The 2,599-nt window shown below is 74.3% G+C and carries 2 protein-coding genes; one reads left to right on the top strand and one right to left on the bottom strand.

Annotated elements, in window-relative coordinates:
* Nucleotides 1-94: 94 nt before the first annotated feature.
* The gene (locus SACPADRAFT_RS0208150) at nt 95-1,279 is read right to left on the bottom strand and encodes a Glu/Leu/Phe/Val dehydrogenase dimerization domain-containing protein (protein WP_007027214.1); all 1,185 of its coding nucleotides are present in this window, start codon (nt 1,277-1,279) and stop codon (nt 95-97) included.
* Between the two features lie 159 nt (nt 1,280-1,438).
* On the opposite strand from SACPADRAFT_RS0208150, the gene SACPADRAFT_RS0208145 reads away from it, so the two are divergent.
* A complete protein-coding gene (locus tag SACPADRAFT_RS0208145; protein WP_007027213.1) occupies nt 1,439-2,365 on the top strand; it encodes a LysR family transcriptional regulator in 927 nt (308 codons plus the stop codon).
* Nucleotides 2,366-2,599 lie beyond the last annotated feature (234 nt).

Raw genomic sequence — 2,599 nt, 5'->3', positions numbered from 1 at the left:
ACGACGGAGCACCCGCCCACGACGGAGCCCCGGCCCCGCCGGGTGGGGCGGGACCGGGGCCGTCCGGTGCCGGGTGCTGCGGCGGGAGGGAGGGTCAGGGGATGGTCAGTGCCGACTCGGTCGGGGCCACCGCGTTCTCCCGTGCGGTGACGAACTCCCAGCCGGTCTGCCGCGGCGGCACGCGGTCGGCGTTCCACGCGCCGAGCAGCAGGGCGACCTTGGCCTGCATCTCGGTGCGCAGCTTCAGCAGCGAGTCGGTGGCTTCCGCCCCGACCCGGCCCAGCAGCAACCACCAGGCCCACGCGGCCGCCCCCGCGTTCGCGACGAAGTCCGGGATCACCGGCACACCCCGCGCGGCCAGCATGGCCTCCGCCTCGGGGGTGGTCGCGGCGTTGGCCGCCTCGACCACCACGGCGGCCCGCACGTCGTAGGAGTTGTCCGGAGTGAGGGCGTAGGAGATCGCCGCCGGCACCAGGACGTCGGCGGCCACCCCGAGCACGGCGTTGCGGGGCAGTCGCTCGACGTGCCCGGGCACCGCGTCCCGGTCGATCTCGCCGTAGGCGTCGCGTGCCTGCAACAGCGCGGGAATGTCGAGGCCCGCCGGGTCGTACAGGGTGCCGGCCGCGTCGGCCACCGCGACCACCCGCATCCCCGCCTCGTGCAGGTACCAGGCCGCGCCGCCCCCCATCGTGCCGAGGCCCTGGATCGCCACGGTCGTCCCGGCCACGGACCAGTCCCACGCGGCGGCGGCACCGAGGCACGCCTGCGCGACCCCGTAGCCGCCGATGACGTCCCCGAGCAGCAGACCGCCCGGCACCGGCGCGTTCAGCCCCGCCTGCACCCGGCGGAGGGTGCGCGCGGGATCGGCCGCACGGCGGATCGCGGCGTGGTAGGACTGCTCCAACCCGAGATCGGCGAACACCTCGTCGATGACGTGCTGCGGCACGCCCAGGTCCTCGGCGGTCACCCAGTGCGCGTCGATCCAGGGACGCATGGCCTGGCAGAACCGGCGCAGCACCTCGGTGGCGCGCGGATCGCGCGGGTCGAAGTCGATCCCGCCCTTGGCGCCCCCCACCGGAAGGTCGAACGTGGCCGTCTTGGCGGCCATGCCCCGCGCCAGGTCCTCGACCTCGCTCATCGTGCACCCCGCCCGCATGCGGGTGCCGCCGGTCGCCAGTCCGGACACCAGGCTGTGCACGACGAGATAACCGTGGGCACCGGTCACCCGGTCGGTCCACGTCAGTCGCAGCAGCGGTTCGTCGGCGTGCTGAGTAACCACTCGGCCCTCCCTGGGTCGGTCGGCGTCCCTGTGTCGATCCCGGTCGCACGGGCGGTTCCCGGTGCGGCGCACCGGTCGTCGTGCGTACTGCCAGAATCCGGCCGGAGGGCCGTGTGCGTCCAGTTATAGATCATGCACGTTTCCCTTTATGGTTGGTGCATGGATCTGTCGGTGCATCGGCTGAGGATGCTCCGGGAGCTGCACCGCCGCGGCACCATCACGGCGGCCGCGGCCGCGCTGCACTACACCGCCTCGGCGGTCTCGCAGCAGCTCGCGCAGCTGGAGCGCGACGTGGGCGCGAAACTGTTCGAACGGCTCGGCAGACGGGTCCAGCTCACCGAGCTCGGCATGGTGCTCACCGAGCACGCCGAACAGATCCTGGACGCCGTCGAACGGGCCACGCTCGCGCTGGAGTCGGCCCAGGAGACCTCCTCGGTGCGGCTGACCGCGGGCGTGTGGGCCTCGGTCGCCTCGGGCCTGCTGCCGACCGCGCTCACCGCCCTGGCGGCCGAGCACCCGGGCATCGAGGTCCGCACCCGGGAACTGGCGCCGGAGGAGACCGCCGACGCCGTGCGCGACGGGTCGCTGGACTTCTCGTTCGTGCTCGACTACACCGACACCCCGACGCCCTGGGACAACGGGCTGGAACGGGTCGCGGTGGCGGTGGAGCGGCTGTACGCCGCGGTGCCCGCGGCCACCGCACCCGCGAGCACGGTGTCCCTCGCCGAGCTGGCCGACCAGCGGTGGATCCTGGCGAGCCCGCGCAGCCACTTCGGCCGCGCGGTGCGGGTGGCCTGCCAGCGGTTCGGGTTCGAACCGGTGATCAACCACGAGGTCGAGGAGCAGGCCACGGCGATGGCGATGGTCAGCGCCGGACTGGGGATCACCCTCGTCTCCGACCTCGGGCTGACCCTGCGCCCGTCCGGGGTGGACATCGTGACGCTGACGACCCCGGTGCTGCGCACCGTCTCCGTGGCCTACCGGCGCACCGCGCTGCGCAGGCCCGCGCTCCAGCTCGTCATCCACGCCGTGCGCGCGGCCGCGGCGGAACTCGGGCTGGGCGCCTCGGAGACCGTCCCGGGCTGAGCGTGCCGCCGACGGAGCCACGGTGGCGGGCCGCGGTGTCCCGGTTCCGCCCGGCCGCGCCCGGTTTCGCCGACTCGAAAGTGTCGTACCCCCCGTGTAGCGTCCGGAAGAGGTACGTGAGACCCCGATCGGGGGGAGGTACGCGATGGCCGCGATCCGTGAGCCGGGGCCGGTGCGGGGGGAGGCCGGACGGGAGGCCGGACCCTCGGCCGGCGCGTCCGGGGGAGCCGGGGG

The organism is Saccharomonospora iraqiensis subsp. paurometabolica YIM 90007 (genome assembly GCF_000231035.2).
Taxonomy (GTDB): domain Bacteria; phylum Actinomycetota; class Actinomycetes; order Mycobacteriales; family Pseudonocardiaceae; genus Saccharomonospora; species Saccharomonospora paurometabolica.
This window is presented reverse-complemented; position numbering and strand designations above follow the sequence as displayed.